This is a genomic window from Ramlibacter sp. AN1015 (assembly GCF_037726105.1).
Taxonomy (GTDB): domain Bacteria; phylum Pseudomonadota; class Gammaproteobacteria; order Burkholderiales; family Burkholderiaceae_C; genus Ramlibacter.
In genome coordinates this window covers 1-17,246 of record NZ_JBBJUM010000004.1, presented here as the reverse complement: position 1 = coordinate 17,246, position 17,246 = coordinate 1, and the positions used below count along the sequence as shown (strand labels likewise).

Here is a 17,246-nt window from a genome sequence, read left to right as displayed (position 1 = left end):
TTTGTTATGAAAGGACCGCACTTTGAACCATAGAAACACACCTGTCAAGCCGATTAGCTTTCCGCTGGGCAGGCTTACAGCAACCGCTAACCTGCTTCGGCACATGGAGCAGCATGGCATTGATCCACTGACCTACCTTTCCAGACATGCCAGCGGAGATTGGGGCGACCTGGGCAAGCAGGACAAGCTAGCGAACGATGTAGCCCTGGTCGATGGAACACGCATCCTGAGCAAGTATGTGTTGCCCACGGGCGAGGCAGTGTATGTGATTACTGAGTGGGACAGGAGCATCACAACAATGCTTTTCTCGTCCGAATACTGACCTAAGGCCACTCAAGGCGAAGCCCGCTGCTGCGGGCTTTTTGCCTTCAGGTGCGGTCGTACGACGTGGGGCCTTTGTTGATGTCAGTGAGGTAGATCTTCATAGCAAGCTGAATGGCGTGCAGCTTGAGAGCTTCAATCTCGTACTGCGAGGGTTCGTTGCGCAGATGGAAGATCAGGTACCCCGTTAAACGCCCGTACAGGGGTGGGATCGGCACGCGGCAGCTAGTGTGCAGTGTGGAGGCGAACTTAGGCCGCTTGCGCGCAAACGCGGTGTCCTTAACCGCCCCGCACCCGAATTCGCCGTTGATGAGGCTAATCATCTGGGAGTTCTGCACAACCTCGGACGAGAACAGCGGCACCTGCTGGCCTGTTAGTTGGGCCTCGTCTAGCAGTTCTCCTTTTCGTACAGCGGTCACCGCCTCGTAAACCACCTTTCGCGCGTTCTTGTAAAGGTCAACGTCTACAAGCTGGACGACTTCAACATTGTTGTCCAGAGCAACGAACTGGTCAATTGCCTGCTTGCTTGCGTCGGAGATTGTTATTTCCTGCTTTACCGCAACTCCGTCGAATCTGCCGATGGACTGAGTGTAAATGGTTTGCCTGTTCTCGAAGACCACATAACCACCAATGGACAGGAACAGGATCACCGCGAACATCGCGATGCGCTTCCAAGTATTGAGTACCTTGAGAAGCTTAAGGATGGGATCAAGGTACTTGTCCACTGGAATACCCTCATGCTAAGTCCATTACTTAGCTGCCAGATGAGGCACCTCCGAAGCTCTCTTAAATAGAGCACACGTAACGTACCAGCAGAGGTACGACATAGAGGTGCCCTCTCATGACAAATGAAATCAAGACGACCGGGGACGTTGTTCGTGCTGCACGCGCGGGTATGCGCCTGAAAGCCATTGCAGCTCGCGCAGGCATGACGGTTGACGAGCTAAAAGTACGGCTGGAAGCAGACCGTGAATTTAAGCTTGCCTACGAGAACGCAGTCGCGGACTACGAAGAAGAAAAGAGAAACGCGATCATCGAGGCGGAAGCACTTGCACGCCAGAACAACGACGCGTCACTGCTTTACAAGATTAACCGCGAAGCAATTAAAGAGCTAGTTGACCGCGACAATGCATCACGACCCTTGCAGGTAGTTGTCAGCGCAGACAGTGGCTTGCTTGAACCAGAGTACGAAGAGCAGACAGAAGAAGAGCTTGCCGCTATTCGCGCCCGAACAGAAAGTGAGGCGAACCGCGACTAATGCAGCCGAAGAAGAAAAAGTATCGGCTGCTTCCACATCAGGTCTCCTTCATCAACGATGTTCAACACCGCATCGTTGGTTTGGTCGGAGGCTTTCGCGCTGGAAAGACTTACGCCGCTGTTCACAAAGCACTGCGCCTCGCCTTCTTAAACAAGGGGCTGCACGGCGCACTGATGGAACCCGTGCAATCAATGATTCGCGGCACGCTTATGCCTGTCGTAGACAAGGTGCTGAAAGGTGATTACGGGTGGGAGGAAGGCAAGCAGTACACATACCGAAAGTCAAACCCCGAAAGCATCGTCATTCACTTTCCAGAAGGCGACAGCATCATCTACCTTTGTGGCGCAGAGAATTATGACCGACTAGCAGGCAAGACACTCGCGTGGTTTGGCATTGACGAGATTGACCGCTGCTCCAGCAAGGAGGTTGCCCTTGCTGCTTTCAAGGAAGCCACTGCGCGTCTGACAAACGGCCCCTGCGTGCAGGGCTTTGTCACTACCACGCCAGAGGGCTTTCACTTTAGCCACTTCTACTTTGTAGAAAACGGCATTGACGAAGACGGCAACACACGCACAGACCGCAAGCTCTATCGCGCAAAGACGCACGACAACCCCTACGTTCCTTCTGCGTACATAGCAGCAATCCGGGTCAACTACACGCCGAAGCAAGCTGAGGCTTACCTAAACGGCGAGTTCGTGAACTTGGCTAGCGGAAACGTGTATCACGCATTCGACCGCGACATCAACTGGACGAACAAAACAACTGCCGACTTCGCACGCAACCGCCTGCACATTGGTATGGACTTCAACGTTGGCGCAATGTCAGCGGTTGTCTGTGCCGTTGATGAACAAACTAACTTCTGCTACGTGCTGGAAGAGATTACAGGCGAGCTAGACACGGACGCGATGATCCGACGCATCAAGCGCGACTACGCACAGTGGGCAAAGCACCCAGACGGCATCTACATCTACCCTGATAGCAGCGGGAAGAACGCAAGCGCGAACGCATCACTGAGCAGCATCGCGAAGTTGAAGCAAGCGGGCTTCCAGTGCAAATACAACGGCAACAACCCTTCGATCATGAAGGAGCGGGTCCCCGCAGTTAACGCAATGTTTAAGTCGCAGAAGCAGGCTGCTGATGGCGCATGGGTGCCATTCGCGCGCTGCTTTGTGAACATCGCAAAGTGCCCTGTGCTAGTGAAAGGCTTGGAGCAACAGGGCTTCGGCCCAGACGGCAAACCGGACAAGACAAGCGGACTTGATCACGCACTAGACGCATTTGGCTATGTGATTGCGTTCAAGTTCCCTGTTCCTGGCAAGGGGTCAGTGTCCGTGCTGCGCTAAGTGAGAAAGGATAAATCTAGAGACATCACCGAGGGTGAACCATGATCTTCAATAACAAGAACGAAGAGATCGTCGCTGAAGGCTTTACAGCTAAAGAGTGGATTGATCTGCTGAAGGGCGACAAGCAAAAGGACGCGGCGCGAGCCCTCAACTACTTTGACGGCCAGCAGGAAAAAGAGCTGATCGACGTGCTAAACGATCCATACCGCGGGCGCGCGGAGTGGAAGCGCAAAGGCATTACGCCTCGGTTCCGCAACCTGACGAAGATGATCGTCGAGAAGTCCGGCCTCCTGTTCAAAGAGGCCGCTCCAGTGCTGGAAGTGTTCAAGCAGAACGAAGTCACAGCCGACGAAGCTCCTACTCAGTTCGTTGCCGAAGAACTGGCAAAGCTGGAGTGGGCGGAGTTCGCTAACAACCTCGACCAGACTGTGCGGCTGCTGAAGACTGCCCTGGTGCTGGTGCAGTGGGACGCAGACGACAGGCAGCTCACCCTAGACATCCTGCATCGCGGCAACTGCGAGGTGGTCATCAACCCCGCTACCCGCAAGCCACGCGCCCTAATCCAGCGATACAGCGACGAAGGCGACTACGCCATCTGGACGCTGGAAGAGCGCATTTTCCTCAAGCAGTCCAGTGACGGAGCTATCCAGGTCACCGAACGCGAGCCAAACCCATACGGCGTTGTCCCCGTAGCTGTGTTCTACGACACAAACGCACCACGTACCGGGTTCTGGGTGGAGCAGGACAAGTCCATTGTGAACCTCAACGAGATGGTGAACCTCCACATCACAGACAGCGAGTACTCCATCAAGTGGAGCAAGCTATCAACAGGGATCACAAACATGCGCCCTGCTGGTGGGCAAGCAGCAAGCGAGACCATCGGCAGCGGGGCCGACACCGATGCAGTCACCGTGCTGGGTGGCCCTGGTGAAGTTGTTGTGCTGGACAGCATGGGCGTTGAAAGCCCGTTCTTCAAGTACGAAGCTCCGCAAATCGACCTGCTGTCACTCGACAACGTCGTGAACACATGGATTCAGTCATGCGCCGCAGACTGGTCAGTGAAGGTGCATACAACCAATCAGACAGCGGCCAACAGCGGCTTCCAGTTAATGGTTGAGGAAATGTCGAACTTAGACCTGCGCAAGCAGCGTCAGCGCATGTTTGAGAACAGCTTTAAGCGCTTTTACCGCGTTGTCTCCCGCATTCTCAACGTCGCATACGGGCGCAACGTGCTTGACGAGCAGGCTGAAATGTTCGCTAAGTTTGCCTCGCCTGCTTTGCCTGTTGATCAAGCTGCGCAAGAGGAAATCTGGTCAAAGAAAATCAGCGAAGGGCGGGCAACTGTTATCGACTACTTTATGCAAGTCGAAGGCATGAGCAAAGAGGAGGCCTTGTCAAAGTACGAAGAGATCAAGGCCTTCAAGGAGGCAGCAGCCCCAGTTGCCAGTCCTGAGCCTCTCATTGACCACGCAAATAGCATCACTGAGCAGCAAAGCAATTCACAAGCGCTGAGCCAGTGACGCGCAGGTGAGACAGACATAAATACTCCCGCACAAATAGCCCGGATGGGCAGGGAGTAATACATGGCGGATGCCACAGATCAAGGTGATGTTGTTATCACCGAAGCGTCGGATGACGCACAACAAGAACAAGCGACTCCAGCAGTAGCCGGTTCCGAAGTAAATGCAGCGGAAGCACGCATTAAGGAACTTGAGGCAGAACTGAACAAGAGCCGTGACATTCTTGAAAAAGCTCGTAAAGGCGAAAAGTACGCTAAGCAAACCAAGCAGCAGCTAGAAGAAAAGCTTGCAGAGCTTGAGGCGCAAGGCGACTGGAAAAGCAAATACGAGCAATTGGTGCAGCGAGAGAACACTCGCGTTGTTGACACTGCACTGAGCGAAGCGCTTGCAAATGCCGCTAAGCCAGAGAACGTGAAAGCAGCGATGAAGCTCGTTGACCGATCAGCACTTCAAGTAGTTGACGGTGTGGTGGATGCCAAAGCCGTAGAAACAGCGGTGCTGAAAGCTAGGGAAGAGTTCCCAAGCCTGTTTGTCGAAGTGAAGACTCCTGCTCCAGTAAGAGCAGCAGAAGGCGCAGTGACAGGCGGGTTTGAAAAGGAACTCGCCGCCGCAAAGACGCAAGCCGACATTACGGCAGTTCTTAAGCGGCATGGACTCGTCTGATAACAACAAAAAGAGGACACTATGCCTTTCACAACTAACCTTACTGGCACAGCCCAGGTAGATAGCTCAATTCTGCTCGCCTACGATCGCGGCATCATCGTTGCTGCTGGTCAAGCACAGATCATGGAACCATTCGTCTCAACAAAGGTTGAGATTGGCGCCAAGTCAATCAGCTTCACAAAATTCGGCCGTATTGCTCCAGCAGTTACGCCCCTGACTGAGACTGAAGACGTGACATCCGTTGCCCTGTCAGACAGCGAAATCCTGCTGACACCACGCGAATACGGTATGGCCGTCACAAAGACAAACCTGGCTTCCCTGCAAACAGGTGGCAAGGTTGATCTGGCTGCTGCAACACTGGTCGGCATGAACATGGGTCAAACCATGGACGCACTGGCTATCGCTGCTCTGCTGACATCAGCAAACGTTGAAGCCTCCGCAACAACAGGCGCACAGGTTGACGGTCAGTACACAAAGCTGGCATCAAAGTCAATCCCAATGATCGACGGCGCTTACACACTACTCGCTAACGAAGCCGAAATCGCTGTTCTGCGCAACGAAGCTGGCTTCACCGACGTTGCCAAGTACGCGAACGCACAAGCTGTTCTGAAGAACGAAGTTGGCTTTTACAAAGGCCACCGCGTTGTTCGTCACCAGGGCGTGACAGCCGGCACATCCATCTCCTTCGGCGGCAACGCTCTGGGCAAGGCTGTGTCACAAGAAGCCGGTATGCGTCTGACAGCAGGCGGAGACAAGCTGGGTCGCTTCGCGCACCTCGGCTGGTACGGCGTATTCGTGTACGGCTTGGTTGACAGCGACGCTGTTGAAGTTCTGTCCGTCTAAAGCGGATTTGATCTGACATGAAGGCTCCCGACATGGGAGCCTTTTTCATGTCCGTAAATAGATTCGCGAAGGAGACTTACTAATGCGAATCTTGTTGAACTTCAAATGCGAGCACTGCGGCGAGGAATTGGAGCTATTGCAGCACCGCGACGAGCCTGCACCACATTGCAGCCACGGACACGGAGCAATGCAGAAAGTATTTGCCACGCCAGCATTCACGTTCAAGAACGGAAAAGGTACCAGCGGCGGGCACACATGGCGGATTGCCACCCCCAAGAAGTGACTTTCGCAGTCGGATAAGTAAAGGCACAGAACTGAGGGAGGTGCCCGCATGGCACTGATTATCGAGACCGGCGCTGGTGTCACAGGCGCCAACAGCTACGCAGACCTTGTGTTTGCCGCTAGCTACCACACGGCCCTTGGCAACGAAGACTGGGTTGGCAGTGACGCAGACCTCACCCACGCACTGATCGTCGCTTGTAGGGCCCTAGAGCAGCTTTACGGGTCTGACCTCAAGAGCGCGCTATCTAGCGCAGCGCAGGAACGTCTGTTCCCCCGCAAGTGGTTCACCGACAACTTGGGCCGCATTGTGCAGACCGGCACCATACCTGCCTGCTGGAAAGAAGCCCAATGCGAAATTGCGCTGATGCTCCTGCAAGAGAAAGACGTGTTCCCCACTGCCGCTGACGGAGCGATCAAGTCCCAAAGCATCACAGTGGGCGAGTACAGCGAAAGCACTGAGTACCACGTACCAGTCCAGAAGGAAAAGCACGCAGGTTTCCGCCGCGTCGAACTGCTGCTGGCACCAATCCTGAACAAGAAGCCATCCGGCTGGCGTCTGCGAGCTTAAGCATGGACGCAGCAGCACAAGCCAAGATCGTCGCAACGCTTACGCGCATCGGGAAGACCATGACTGTCCTCCGCAATGGAGTGAAAGTAGGCGCGACTAAAGGCGTCGAACTTAGCAGCGAGCAGACCGACGACAGCAATAGCCTGCTGGCTCAGACAGCACAAACACGCAAGACGTTGATTGTCTTCCCTGTAAAGCAGGCTTTTGTAGTTGGCGACACCGTTGTGATGGAGAAGCAGACCTTCACGATCACTAAAGTCGATGCATTCCGCCCTGCTGCTTACACCCTCTATGTAAAGCTGGAGGTGATCTGATGAGCGGCGTTAAAGACAAAGTGCTTGGCATTAAGACTCGCTTGCGCAACTTCCGCCATGAGTTCGGCAAAGAGTTTGTTGAGCGCGTGAAGCAGAAGACTCCCGTTATCACTGGCACCTTGCAGCAAGGCTGGGAATACCAGTTGAAGGAGCAAGAAGTCGAGGTGCGCAACAAGGTGCCTTACGCGTCCTTCGTTGAGTACGGCACATCAAAGATGGAGCCCCGCGCGATGCTGCAAACAACAAGAGAGGAAGCCGAGCAGATTGCTCAGGTTGCCAAAGAACGTGCGGAGCGCAAGAAGTGAAATACCAGTCCATCCAAACATTGCTAGACGCGCACTTGGCAGCAACACCAGACCTGCCTGCGCTTCAACTAGAGAACACACGCAACATTGCGACGAGTGGAACCCCTTTCGCACGCGCAACGCTGCAAACAACAGAGGCAGTTAGAGAGTCATCAATGAAGACGCGCCATAGCGGTCTGTACATCGTTGACCTCTACTACCCACAAGACACAGGCGTTGCCGCTGCAAATGCAATGGCTGACGCGGTGATTGCCCGTTTCGACTCTGCGCCGCTTGGCCGTCTTAGTGACGATCAAGTGACCGTTCAGTTGCAACGAGCATGGCGACAAAGCATCGGACGACGCGAACCGTTCTATGCACTTCAAGTAGTCGTTCGTTGGCACGCGCTCATTTGAGCTGGCCGCTGGATAAATCTAAGAACTAAAACAAGGGAGACATTCCTATGCCACAAGCACAAGGCTCAAAGCGTCAACTCGCCTACATCGTAGAAACGACATACGGCGTGACGCCAGCTACACCACAAACAAAACTGCTGGACTTCGTTAACTTCACAGGCGACCTGAACGCGCCAGAAGTCGAGTCACAGACAATCCGCCCCAACCGTCAGTCAACAGGCTCACGTCGCGGTAACACTTCAACAGCAGGCGACCTGACTCTGGAACTGACACCGGACAACGCCGACGAGCTGCTTGAAGCTGCGCTGCAAGGCACATGGGCGGCTAACGTCCTGAAGGTTGGTTCAACACAGCGTTCCTTCTCAATCGAAGAAGGCTTTACTGACATGCCCCAGTTCCGCGTGTTCACAGGCAGCGTGTTCAACACCCTGTCCATGGAACTGAACACTGAAGGCTACGTGAACGCAACGCTGGGCTTCATGGGCAAGACAACAACGCCCTTCTCTGGAACATCCATCTGCGGAACCCCTACAGCTCCATCAGCTAAGGAAGCTTTCTATCACGAAGGCGGCGTGTTCAAAGAAGGCGGCAGCACTGTTGGCTTCTTGTCCGCGCTGAGCTTTGAACTGTCAAACAACGTCACAGCAAACAATGCACTTGGCGTAACCGGCGTTCGCGCTATGACTTCCGGCAAGGCTGTTGTGACCGGCACAGTGACAGCTCTGTTTGAAGACGTTAGCTTCTACAACAAGTTCGTGAACAACGCATCCAGCTCACTGGAGTTCACGATTACTTCCGGTGCAGAGAGCCTGACGTTCAAGTTCAGCAAGCTCAAGTACACACAAGCTGACATCCAGTCAGACGGCGATGCAGGCGTGACAGTGCAGATGACATTCCGCGCTGAGTACGACGCTGCTGACGACACAACAATGATGATTACGCGCGTGTAATGGAACTAGCGAATCTACTCCCTAAAGCGCAGCCCCTTGAAGTGATCATGCCTGACGGTTCGCCGTCAGGCATTGTTCTCCAAGTTGTAGGGCATGACAGCGCCCAGTTCACAGCTACGGCTAAGAAGTGGGCCAACGTCATGCTTGAGAAAGAAGACGGCGCAAAGACGAACATAGACGAACTAGAGAAGCAAAACGCCGATCTAGTTGCTAGCTTCATTGTTGGTTGGACCGGCTTGGAAGAGAACGGCGCCCCGTTGCCCTACTCCCACGAAAAGGCTGTTCAGCTTATGTCAATGCCAGAACTGAAGTTTGTACGAGAGCGAGTGGAGGCGTTCGCATCAAAGCGGACGAACTTCTTTCGCCCACGCACGCAAGCAGTTGGTGTCGGCAGTACGTCAGGCGATCAAGCTTAACACTCCGAATGCACAAGGCGTTTCACAGCGTCAAGCACTTGAAACGTCCATCAAGCAAGCAAGGAAGGCTAACGCTAGCGCAGCATGGATCGAGCGTATGTCCAGCGAGTTGAAGGAAGTAGAAGTACCAGCACAGGTGCGCCACCTCCTTTACTTGTTCGACAGGCTAAGCAGCAAGCGCAAGACGCAGGTTGTGGCATCACTTGGAGGCGCGGCCCTCATTCCTGAGCCAATCAGCAGTCTTGAACTTGAGGCGCATTGCAGGCTTTATCAACTGCAACTAACACCATGGGAAGCGGAAACCATAGACGAAATGGATCTGGCTTACCGAGAAGAGAGCGCAAAGCTCCGAGGTTAAAGCGATGGACATTGTTGAACTGCTCTTCCGCGTAAAAACGCAGGAATTAGATCAAGCAGAAAATAAGCTTCACAACGTGGGCAAAGCCGCTGAAGGCGCCGAGAAGAAGGCAAAGGGTCTTACTGACGCACTGGATGGTTTCTCAAGCGTTGGGGGCCCGATTGGGGAAGTCGCTGACCGCGTGTCCGAACTGAAAGAGCGCGCCGAGTCTTCCGTGGGCACGTTCGGCCGGGTTGGTGGTGCAGTGACCCTAGTGGGCGTGGCCGCCGTTGCTGCTGTAGCCGGTGTTGTGAAGCTCTCACTGGCGGTCGCTGACGCAGCGGACGAACTGAACGACATGGCCAACAGATCGAACATCAGCACAGAACGTCTGTCGCTGATGGACGCAATGGCGAAGATGGCCGGTTCCAGCGTTGAGGAACTAGTGTCATCGTCTGAGCGCCTTGGCTCCAAGCTAGCAAAGCAGGACGAAGAGACAGGCCGCGCAGTAACCGCCTTGAAAGCTCTTGGTATCAGCACTAAGGACGCTAATGGCGAAGCTAAGTCGATGATCGCTCTGCAAGAGGAGATTGTTCTTGCAGTTGACGCAGCAACGAACAAAGCGAAAGCCGAAGGTGCAGCAGTCCAGCTTCTCGGCAACGACTACTACAAGCTTCGCACCGCAATCAAAGAGACTGCTGAACAGAAGTCCGAAATGTACGACTACATGCAGCGCGTTGGCGCGGTAGTCACAACTAAGCTTGCCAAGGACAGTGACGCATTGAACGACAACATCGGCAAGCTGGGCCTGAGCTTCAAGGGAATGGGTAACAGTATCGCTTCGATCACAGTTCCAATCCTGAACAAAGTTATCGAGAAGCTTGGCTCCATCAGCGAGAAAGCAGCAGACATCATGCGTCGCTGGGCTGGCGGTAGCACGGCAACAGAGCTTGCTGACGACAACATTAGCCGCATCCAAGGCCAGATTGATTACAAGCGCAAGCAACTTACGGGTGGCTATGCGCGTGTGCCAGGCAACAAAGAACGGCTTGAGGCTGAGATCGCTGCTCTGGAAGCTGAGCTTGGTGCTGCGCAATCAGACGCCATTCAAGCGCGCAGAGCCGATGAGCGCACAAAAGACGCTGCCATCAACGGCAAGCCAGCTGAGGGCAATCGCACAACAGGTGGAACAGGGAACGGTGACAAGCCTAAGCGCCTTACACCAGAGCAAATTGCTCAGATGCAGCAGGCAGATCGCGACCAGTGGAACAAGGAGTTGGGTCAACTCTATGCGGAAGACCTGAAGATGACTATGGACGCGGCAAAGGAGCGCCAAGACGCAGACAAGAAAGCCGCCGAAGAACTGAAGAAGTACAACGACGAACTGGACAAACAAGCCGAGCGCATCAAGCAGATGGCTGACCCCTACCGCGCGTTGCAACAAGAGCTTGATCTGATCAACCAGCTTCGCGACAAGGGCCGCTTGTCAGACGATGAATACGCACTGGCTGTCCAAGCCAATACCGAGAAGGTCATTGAAGCGCACAAGAAGCAAAACAAGTCCACACAGGAGCTTAGTGAGGTAGGTCAGCTTGCGTTCCGAACAGTTAGCACCGCGATTGCTGATCTAGTCACAGGAGCGGACTTCAGCTTTAAGACACTCGCGCGTTCATTCATCAAAGCTCTGATGGACATGTACATCCAGAGCCAGATCATTAAACCGATGATGGACTGGATGAAGAGTTTGGGTGGTGGCGGAGGCTTCTGGGGCACCATTGCAAGCGCTTTGATCACGAAGTCAGCCAATGGCAACGTGTTCGGCCCAACCGGCCTGCTGAAGTCAGCAAAGGGTAACGTATTCGACGGCCCTACTCTGCACGGCTACAGCGGCGGTGTTGGTGTGCTTGGTGAAGCTGGCCCAGAAGCAATCATGCCCCTCAAGCGCGGTGCAAACGGTGTTCTTGGTGTGCAAGTAATGGGTGGCAGCACTGGCGGAAACATCAACGTTGGTGGCATCCACGTAACTGTTGAAGGTGGCAACACAAGCCAGCAAACAGGCGAATCAATCGGCAACGCAGCAGCAGTGGCACTGATGAAGGCGATTGCAAACGAGCAGATTGTAAATGCGACCCGCTATGGCGGGATCTTGAACAGGTAAGTACAGGAAAGAGGTTCAAGAATGCCACAAGCTTTACCATTCTCCGAGGGTGAAACATCCCTCATTTCTCAAGGTTCCACGCGTCAGCGTGTGAACCGTGTTCTATCTGCTCAGTTCGCCGACGGCTACAGCCAAGAGGCACCGGACGGAATCAACCCCAACTACGACGTTTGGAACATCACATACGTTCCTCTTAACGCGAGCGAGCGAGCAACTGTTTGGGCTGCTTTGGATGCGGTAGGCGCATCCGACTACCTGACTTGGCAGCCTCCGGGTTCTGCAACAAGCAAGAAGTGGAAGGTTGTCAAAGACAGCGTGAGTGAGACTCCTGTCAGCGGCGACCTGTACACAGTGTCCTTTCAACTGCGACAGGTGTTCTAAGTGACAACGCCCAAGCAAGAACTCTACAAGCTCAATCAAACAAGTCCATTCATTGAGCTTTACACAATCGACTGCACCGCTGTTGGCGGTATCGTGTACTGGTTCACGCCGAACGTGAACGAAGATGGTTCACCTATCTCGTTTGCTGGTCGCGCATACCAGTCACTGCCCATTCAAACATCAGGCTGGGAGCTGACAGCTACTGGTGAGCAACCCCGCCCTACTCTCTCACTGAGCAACGTAAACAGCGCCTTGCTTGCCGCTGTAGTGACTATGGGCGACATCGTTAACGCGAAGGTCACGCGCTTGCGCACGTTTGAGAAGTTCCTAGACGGCAAACCAGAAGCTGACCCGACTGCGTACCTCGATCCAGTAGACGTTTACTACGTCTACCAGAAGACCGCGCACAACAAGCACGTGATTAGCTGGCAGCTTGCCAGCCCTGTCGAGGCGTTCGCTTCCATGCTGCCCGCAAGGCAGTACCTGAAGGATCGCGGCTTCCCGGGCATCTCACGCTATCGGGGCACCGCTTGATCCTTGCACCAGAAGCCCTAGACGCGTTCAAGCGACACGCGCTGCAAGACTATCCACGCGAAGCAGCAGGCGTGCTTGTAGGGGCTGGCTACGTCCCCTGCTTGAACGTCGCCGAGAACCCCGACCGGGACTTCGCGATAAGCGGAGAAGAGCTGGCGCGCATCGAGCTTGAACACGGTCGAGTTAAGGCCGTGCTTCACAGCCACCCTTACCACCCCAAGCAGGCTCCTGAGCATCCCGCGGAGTGGCCTTCGCAGATGGACATGCAGTGCTGGCTACGTGGCGCGGTGCCATGGGGCATCGCAGCTACGGACGGCGAAGGCATCACACCCCTACTGTGGCTAGACGAGAGCGCTCCTGAACCCCTTGTGGGTCGTGAGTTCGTGTGGGGCGTGAACGACTGCTACAGCCTGGTACGGGACTGGTTCAAGCAGCAGCGCGGTGTGGTGCTGCCCAACTTCGCTCGCGAGTGGAGGCACTGGGACAAGGGGGTGTCCATGTACGACGAGCTATTCGCAGGCGCGGGCTTCGTGGAGATCACTGCCGAACAGGTTCAACCGGGTGACTGCGTGCTGATGCGTCTGCACGGAAGCATTTCATCGCATGCAGCGGTTGTGACCGGGCCTGACGAAATTCTGCATCACTTGTTCCACCGACTCAGCGGGTACGACCGGCTTAGCAAGTGGCGACGAGCAATAACTAAATGGGTCAGATACGAAGGAGACAAGTGATGTTGAGAGAAGTTCGATTCCTAGGCCCACTAGCAGACCGATTCTGTGCTGAACCTATGCGGTTTGATTGCGACGATGTACGGATGTTGTTCAGCGGCCTGCAATGCCACTTTCCAGACTTTCGCGCGCAGCTTGCGCAGTTCAACAACGTAGCGATTCTCAAGGTCAAAGACGGCAAGGTAAGCAGCGTCACGGAAGATGAACTAGCACTTACCTTTGGCAGCGCTGAGGCAATCATTGTCGCTGCTGGTGTTGAAGGTTCTGCTGAAGCAGCCGCAGCTTGGGTGTTTGAAGCAGTAACTGCCGCCGGCTACTCCGCCATTGCTGCCAATGCCGCTTATGCGGTCGCATACATTGCTGTCACTGCCGCTGTAGCTTTCGCTGCTGGCAAGGTCATGCAAGCACTTGCAGACAAACCAGATACGTCCGAGAAAAACGAGAAGAACAAGCACGCTTCATCCCTCTACAACGGAGCGCAGAACGTAGTTGAACAAGGCGGTGCAGTTGCTCTGATCTATGGAAGGCACCGCGTTGGTGGAACGATCATCAGCAGCGAGATTACAACCGAACGCCTTGCACTGTTGATGCCAGATGCCTTCAGCCTCTACGGCGGCGAAAGCAAAACATTCAACGTCACATCGAACGACATTCTGCGCGAGTACGTCACCGTCACAAGCTGGAGCATTGCTTCGACAACGATGCAAGTCGGACAGACGTACACAGGCGCTTGGTACACGGTGCGAGTGGAAGCAAACGGAGACCTCGTGGTTACGACAAACGAGCATTCATCCGGCGAAATTGCGCTTGGCTACACGGCTACAGATAGCCGTGACGGCACAACGCACACAACGACGACCAAAGTCACTGTGAACATGGTTTACGTCTGGCAGAACGACGGCGGCTCATAACGCACTAGAGTTTTCCACACCTCTGTAAATAAAGGCGCAATGCCAAGAGGTGTCAATGAAAGATAAGAACAAGCAGCCTGCATTCACAGGCAGTAAGGGCAAAGGGGGACGCGGCAGCACGTTTCGTGAAGACGAAAACACGCTGAAGACGTCACAGACAGTCCGCTCCCTGTTTGCACTAGGCGAGGGACAAATCGGCGGCCTCGCACACGGCGCAAAGAGCATCTACGTCGATAACGTAGCGCTGCAAAACGCTGACGGCACATACAACTTCGGCGGAAAGGTAGGTTGGGATCAGCGCGTAGGTCTACCCAGCCAGCAGCCAATGGAGGGCTTTCCGTCCGCTTCCGCTGAATTCGCCGTTAACGTTGAAGTCACAACCACGACGCCACAAACGCGAACAACATCAGCGGGAAACATTGACGCGATGCGCGTCACTATCGGCCTGCCACAAGGCCTGTACGAACAAAAGACAAACGACAACTCCCTCGTTGGTGCTGCTGTTGAACTTGCAATCGACAAAAAGCTGACTTCCGCAAGCAGCTGGATCACTGACCGTACGGTAAAGATCGACGGCAAGACCACAAGCCCATACGCAGAGAGCCACCGCGTTGAGCGCCCTGCCGGAACGGGCACTTGGGACGTTCGCCTTCGCCGCGTTACCCCTGACAATGCAGCGGCCACTCTGCGCAACAACACGTTCTGGAATAACTACACAGAGATTCAAGACGTTCGCCTTGAGTACGAAGACACCGCATACGTGGGTGTCGCAATCAACGCGAAGGACTTGGGTGGACAGAACATTCCGGTTGTCAGCTTCGATGTTGTCGGCCTGATTGTTCGCGTTCCCTCCAACTACGACCCTGTCACGCGCCAGTACGCAGGCTTTTGGGATGGTCAGTTCAAGATGGCTTGGACCGACAACCCTGCTTGGCATTTGTTCGACATCATCACTCACCCACGTTATGGCCTCGGCTCACGCATCAACGACAGCCTCGTAGACAAGTACTCTTTCTACAGTGCAGCCGTTTACAACGATGCACTAGTTCCAAACGGCAAGGGCGGGCACGAACCACGCTTTACCTGCAACGTGCCTATCCAAGCACGCGAAGAAGCCCTGCGCGTTGCACAGAACCTCGCGTCAGTCATGCACGCGAAGATCGTTTGGATGGGTGGCCGCATTGCGCTGCTTCAAGACCGCCCAGCGTCAAGTGTTCGTTTGATCACGCAAGCCAACGTCATTGACGGCCTGTTCAACTACTCAGGCTCTCCGCTTTACGAACGCATCACTGCAATCAACGTCACTTGGAACGACCCAGCGGATGGCTACCTCCAGCGCGTCAGCACTATTGACGCTGACAGTGAGACAGGCATCTGGAAATCTGAGCTGCAAACGTTCCAGAGCCGCTACGGTCGCAACGTCAAGGAGATTGCCGCATTCGGCGCAACGTCAGAGGCGCAAGCACGCCGTGAAGGCCGCTGGTACTTGGACTCAGTGCTGAGGCAGACAGAGTTCGCTAGCTTCAAGATGAGCCTGAACGGCTTCGATCTGACTGTAGGCGATGTTGTCACGATCTATGACCCCAGCTACGCCGGCAAGCAGCAGGCGGGCCGCATTCATGCGGGCAGCACACAGTCAATTGTAAACCTTGATCGCGCAGTTGAAATCACGCCCGGAAGCAACATTTCTATTCAGACGGTCAACGGCATCATCGAAGGCACAATCAACCAGTCTGGTGGAACGCACACGACTGTCCAACTAGCTACGACATTGCCCGAGGTTCCCGCAGAAGGCGCGGACTTCATCATCACCAATGCAGTGTCTCCACGCCAGTTCCGCATCAGCAAGATCACGCAGTCTGAGAAGAACATCATCGACGTTGAGGCGCTGCTGTATGACGGCAACAAGTACACGCGCGTTGAGCAAGGCATCAGCCTACCCTCGCCTGTTTTCAGCGACGTAGCGACAAACGTTCCGGCCGCTCCAACGGCGATGACGTTCACTGAAAGCACGACAAACATTGACGGCGTTGTGCGCCGTGCATTGAACATTGGATGGACAGCGCCTAGCGGCATCGTTGCTGGCTATCGGGTTGAGTACCGCCAGAACTCCGGCGTTTGGACTCCAACCCAGACGGACACAAACGCCCTTGAGGTACGTGACATTGAGCCCGGCACATTTAACTGCCGTGCTTACACGATCAACCACTTGGGCATCTTGTCTGGCCCGCTTCTGGGCTCCTACGTCATCAACACAAACAACGCGGACGGAAGCGCACTTAACCAAGTTGTCGGTCTGGGCGAGTACAGCACTGGCACAACTGAGTTCAACGGCAACGACTTGAACGTTAAGTGGACTTACCCAAGCACAAACATCGGCAAGCCAGTTGTCCTCAAGGACTTTGAGGTAAAGGTATTCGACGCAGCTTCAAATGTCATGCTGCGTGAAGAGTATGCTCCAGCAGTTCAGCCCGGTGAAGTTCAGACGTACAGCTATACGTACAGCAAGAACAGCGCAGACACGAACAACGCACCTAAGCGCAGCGTGAAGATTGAAGTTCGTTGCCGCGATGCAAACAACAAACGCAGTCTGCCCACCTCAGCGACGTTCACAAACCCAGCACCAGCGATTGTCAACAACTTCACTGCTACTGGCCTTATCAACGCCATGCACCTGAAGTACGAACGTCCAAGTGCGAGCGACTACGCGGGCGTGATTATCTGGCGTGGCACTACAAGTAACTTCACGCTAAACCAAGCCTCGCACATCTTTGACGGTGATTCATCCCTGATTACCGACAACGCACTGACAGGCGGTCAGACCTACTACTACAAGATTGCCGCGTACGACACATTCGGCAAGAGCTACACAGGTGCTGGCCTGAACGTGTCGGGTGCGGTATCAGGCACTCCGTCCGTGATGCCAGGTACTCCAAGCGGAACGTCCCTGCCTACAAGCGGCATGAAGGACGGGGACACGTTCTACAACACGACAGACAAGGGCCTGTACCTCTACAAC

The 17,246-nt window shown here is 54.6% G+C and carries 21 protein-coding genes; 20 read left to right on the top strand and 1 reads right to left on the bottom strand.

Going from position 1 to position 17,246, the window contains the following annotated elements; all coding sequences use genetic code 11:
• The first annotated feature begins 22 nt into the window (after positions 1-22).
• Positions 23-322 (top strand): hypothetical protein, encoded by a 300-nt coding sequence (locus tag WG922_RS07730; protein ID WP_340281859.1) that lies wholly within the window; start codon positions 23-25, stop codon positions 320-322.
• 46 nt (positions 323-368) lie between these two features.
• Here the strand turns inward: WG922_RS07730 and WG922_RS07725 are convergent, their stop codons facing one another.
• The gene (locus WG922_RS07725) at positions 369-1,046 is read right to left on the bottom strand and encodes a hypothetical protein (RefSeq protein ID WP_340281857.1); all 678 of its coding nucleotides are present in this window, start codon (positions 1,044-1,046) and stop codon (positions 369-371) included.
• 116 nt (positions 1,047-1,162) lie between these two features.
• Between WG922_RS07725 and WG922_RS07720 the strand changes: the two genes are divergently transcribed.
• The 19 genes from WG922_RS07720 to WG922_RS07635 form a co-directional block, all read left to right on the top strand.
• Positions 1,163-1,579: a hypothetical protein gene (locus WG922_RS07720; RefSeq protein ID WP_340281855.1), complete on the top strand. Its 417-nt coding sequence runs from the start codon at positions 1,163-1,165 to the stop codon at positions 1,577-1,579.
• Complete coding sequence (locus WG922_RS07715; RefSeq protein ID WP_340281853.1) at positions 1,579-2,922, top strand: terminase large subunit domain-containing protein; 1,344 nt, start codon at positions 1,579-1,581, stop codon at positions 2,920-2,922. Before WG922_RS07720 ends, WG922_RS07715 begins: the two co-directional genes overlap by 1 nt.
• 41 nt (positions 2,923-2,963) lie before the next feature.
• Positions 2,964-4,442, top strand: a complete 1,479-nt coding sequence (locus WG922_RS07710) for a hypothetical protein (protein ID WP_340281852.1) — start codon at positions 2,964-2,966, stop codon at positions 4,440-4,442.
• Positions 4,443-4,505: 63 nt separating this feature from the next.
• Positions 4,506-5,105: a hypothetical protein gene (locus WG922_RS07705; RefSeq protein WP_340281851.1), complete on the top strand. Its 600-nt coding sequence runs from the start codon at positions 4,506-4,508 to the stop codon at positions 5,103-5,105.
• A 21-nt stretch (positions 5,106-5,126) separates the two neighbouring features.
• A complete protein-coding gene (locus WG922_RS07700) occupies positions 5,127-5,948 on the top strand; it encodes a hypothetical protein (protein WP_340281850.1) in 822 nt (273 codons plus the stop codon).
• Positions 5,949-6,030: 82 nt separating this feature from the next.
• On the top strand, positions 6,031-6,231 hold the full coding sequence (locus tag WG922_RS07695; RefSeq protein ID WP_340281849.1) for an FmdB family zinc ribbon protein: 201 nt from the start codon (positions 6,031-6,033) through the stop codon (positions 6,229-6,231).
• Between the two features lie 48 nt (positions 6,232-6,279).
• A complete protein-coding gene (locus WG922_RS07690; protein WP_340281848.1) occupies positions 6,280-6,798 on the top strand; it encodes a DnaT-like ssDNA-binding protein in 519 nt (172 codons plus the stop codon).
• Positions 6,799-6,800: 2 nt separating this feature from the next.
• On the top strand, positions 6,801-7,112 hold the full coding sequence (locus tag WG922_RS07685) for a hypothetical protein (RefSeq protein WP_340281847.1): 312 nt from the start codon (positions 6,801-6,803) through the stop codon (positions 7,110-7,112).
• A complete protein-coding gene (locus tag WG922_RS07680; protein ID WP_340281846.1) occupies positions 7,112-7,417 on the top strand; it encodes an HK97-gp10 family putative phage morphogenesis protein in 306 nt (101 codons plus the stop codon). Before WG922_RS07685 ends, WG922_RS07680 begins: the two co-directional genes overlap by 1 nt.
• Positions 7,414-7,812: a phage tail terminator-like protein gene (locus WG922_RS07675; protein ID WP_340281844.1), complete on the top strand. Its 399-nt coding sequence runs from the start codon at positions 7,414-7,416 to the stop codon at positions 7,810-7,812. The genes WG922_RS07680 and WG922_RS07675 overlap by 4 nt, the downstream gene beginning before the upstream one ends.
• A 47-nt stretch (positions 7,813-7,859) precedes the next feature.
• Positions 7,860-8,762 carry a phage tail tube protein gene (locus WG922_RS07670; RefSeq protein ID WP_340281843.1) on the top strand — a complete coding sequence of 301 codons (903 nt, stop codon included), beginning with the start codon at positions 7,860-7,862 and terminating at the stop codon, positions 8,760-8,762.
• Entirely contained in the window at positions 8,762-9,178 is a 417-nt protein-coding gene (locus WG922_RS07665; RefSeq protein WP_340281842.1) for a hypothetical protein, read from the top strand. Before WG922_RS07670 ends, WG922_RS07665 begins: the two co-directional genes overlap by 1 nt.
• 97 nt (positions 9,179-9,275) lie before the next feature.
• Positions 9,276-9,536, top strand: a complete 261-nt coding sequence (locus tag WG922_RS07660; RefSeq protein ID WP_340281841.1) for a phage tail assembly chaperone — start codon at positions 9,276-9,278, stop codon at positions 9,534-9,536.
• Between the two features lie 4 nt (positions 9,537-9,540).
• On the top strand, positions 9,541-11,673 hold the full coding sequence (locus WG922_RS07655; protein ID WP_340281839.1) for a phage tail tape measure protein: 2,133 nt from the start codon (positions 9,541-9,543) through the stop codon (positions 11,671-11,673).
• Between the two features lie 21 nt (positions 11,674-11,694).
• Positions 11,695-12,054: a phage tail protein gene (locus WG922_RS21970; protein WP_445322804.1), complete on the top strand. Its 360-nt coding sequence runs from the start codon at positions 11,695-11,697 to the stop codon at positions 12,052-12,054.
• Positions 12,055-12,588, top strand: coding sequence for a phage minor tail protein L (locus WG922_RS07650; protein ID WP_340281838.1), 534 nt, complete (start codon positions 12,055-12,057; stop codon positions 12,586-12,588). It abuts the gene before it with no gap.
• Entirely contained in the window at positions 12,585-13,319 is a 735-nt protein-coding gene (locus WG922_RS07645) for an NlpC/P60 family protein (RefSeq protein WP_340281837.1), read from the top strand. Before WG922_RS07650 ends, WG922_RS07645 begins: the two co-directional genes overlap by 4 nt.
• Before the next feature lie 83 nt (positions 13,320-13,402).
• Complete coding sequence (locus WG922_RS07640; RefSeq protein ID WP_340281836.1) at positions 13,403-14,227, top strand: hypothetical protein; 825 nt, start codon at positions 13,403-13,405, stop codon at positions 14,225-14,227.
• Between the two features lie 55 nt (positions 14,228-14,282).
• Positions 14,283-17,246, top strand: a 2,964-nt coding sequence (locus tag WG922_RS07635; protein ID WP_340281835.1) for a host specificity protein J, incomplete at its 3' end; no start/stop codon positions are given.